Here is a 1,814-nt window from a genome sequence, read left to right as displayed (position 1 = left end):
TTCCTCGACAAGAGGATCGAGACCGTCGTGGCGCTGCTCGCCTGCTCGCGGGCCGGTGGCGTGTTCGTCCCGGTGAATCCCGTGCTGCGGGCCAGGCAAGTGAGGCACATCCTCGATGACTGCGACGTGCGGGTACTGGTGACCTCCACGGACCGGCTGCGAGCCCTGCGCGCCGAGCTCGCCGCCTGCAAGTCACTCTCCCACGTCCTCGTGCTGGGCGACTCGCTTGTCGAGGACGAGGAAGCCCGTTACCGCGTGCTCCCCTGGTCGGAGGTCGTCGAGCGCGCGAGCCAGACCCCGTGTCCTCCGACGGGCGGCGTCGACACGGATGTGGCCGCGATCCTCTACACGTCGGGGAGCACCGGGGCCCCGAAGGGCGTCGTGCTGTCGCACCGCAACCTCGTCGTCGGCGCGGAGAGCGTCAGCACTTACCTGAACAACACGGCAGAGGACCGGATCCTGGCCGTTCTCCCACTGAGCTTCGACGCCGGACTGAGCCAATTGACAACCGGCTTCTGCGTCGGCGCCCACGTGGTGCTTGCCGACTACCTGCTACCAGGGGATGTCGTCCGGATGTGCGCGGAGCATCGCATCACCGGGCTGGTGGGCGTACCGTCGCTGTGGATCCAGCTCGCAGCCCAGGCATGGCCGTCCGAGGCCGTGGCCGGGATGCGCTACTTCGCAAACACCGGAGGGCGACTCCCGCGCGTTACCCTGCAACGACTGCGAGCAATCTTCCCGACCGCGGCGCCATATCTGATGTACGGCCTCACAGAGGCGTTCCGCTCCACCTACCTCGATCCCCGGGAGGTCGACCGGCGGCCCGATTCGATCGGCAAGGCCATCCCGAACGCCGAGATCCTCGTGGTCCGGGAGGACGGTGGCCTCTGTGGTCCGGGTGAGCCGGGTGAGCTGGTGCACCGAGGCCCGCTTGTCGCGTTGGGTTATTGGAATGACGCTGAGCGCACGGCCGAGCGGTTCCGGCCGCCGCCGAACCGTCCGGTCGAGCTGTGTACGCCCGAGCTGGCGGTCTGGTCCGGCGATGTCGTCGTCCGCGACGGGGAGGGCTTCCTGTACTTCGTCGGACGGCGTGACGACATGATCAAGACATCGGGGTATCGGGTCAGCCCGCAAGAGATCGAGGAAGTGACGTACGAGACTGGCCTGGTCCACGATGCCGTCGCGCTCGGCGTCGAGGACGAGGCACTTGGCCACCGGATCGTCCTCGTCGTGACACCCTGCGATCCCGCCGGCTTCGACCCGGCCGCGGTGACCGCACGCCTGCGGCAAGAACTACCCGGCTACATGGTGCCCGCCGAGGTGGTGGTCCGTAGTGTCCTGCCCCAGTCGCCGAACGGCAAGTTCGACCGGGCATTCCTTCGCCACGAGCTCACCGCCTCCCGCCCTCAGGAGCCCGCATGACCGCAGTCGCCTACGCGCACCCCGCGATCGGTTGGTTCGCGTTGGTGCAGATTGCAGGCCGCCGGGTCTGCACGACCGATGAGGAGAAGTTATATGACTCGCTCGCCAGAGATCTCGCGGGCAATTCTCGAGGACGTCAAGGCCGTCGTGGTGGTCACGCTGAACATCGGGGACCAGGCTGATTACCTCGGGCCGGAGACGGGACTATACGGCAATCTTCCTGAGCTCAACTCGCTTACCGTCGTCAAGCTCATCGTCGCCTTGAAGAAACGGTTCGGGATCGAGATCGAGATCAACGAGATCGCCGGTGACATTTTCGACACCCTCGGGCGGCTCGCGGCCTTCGTGGAGTCCAAGGTGCGATGCGAGCCACTCCGCGGAGTCGAGTACTA

General features: G+C 66.5%; 2 protein-coding genes. Both read left to right on the top strand.

From position 1 onward, the window contains the following. Nucleotides 1-1,422 (top strand): acyl-CoA ligase (AMP-forming), exosortase A system-associated (locus tag VGH85_11300; protein ID HEY2174387.1); only part of this gene is annotated, 1,422 nt, incomplete at its 5' end. A gap of 93 nt (nt 1,423-1,515) precedes the next feature. Then, on the top strand, nt 1,516-1,814 hold a 299-nt coding region (locus VGH85_11295; GenBank protein HEY2174386.1), incomplete at its 3' end, for an acyl carrier protein.

Source organism: Mycobacteriales bacterium, assembly GCA_036497565.1.
In the GTDB taxonomy this organism is placed as follows: Bacteria; Actinomycetota; Actinomycetes; order Mycobacteriales; family QHCD01; genus DASXJE01.
Note: the sequence above shows the minus strand (reverse complement) of the source record. Positions and strands in the feature narration are given on the sequence as shown.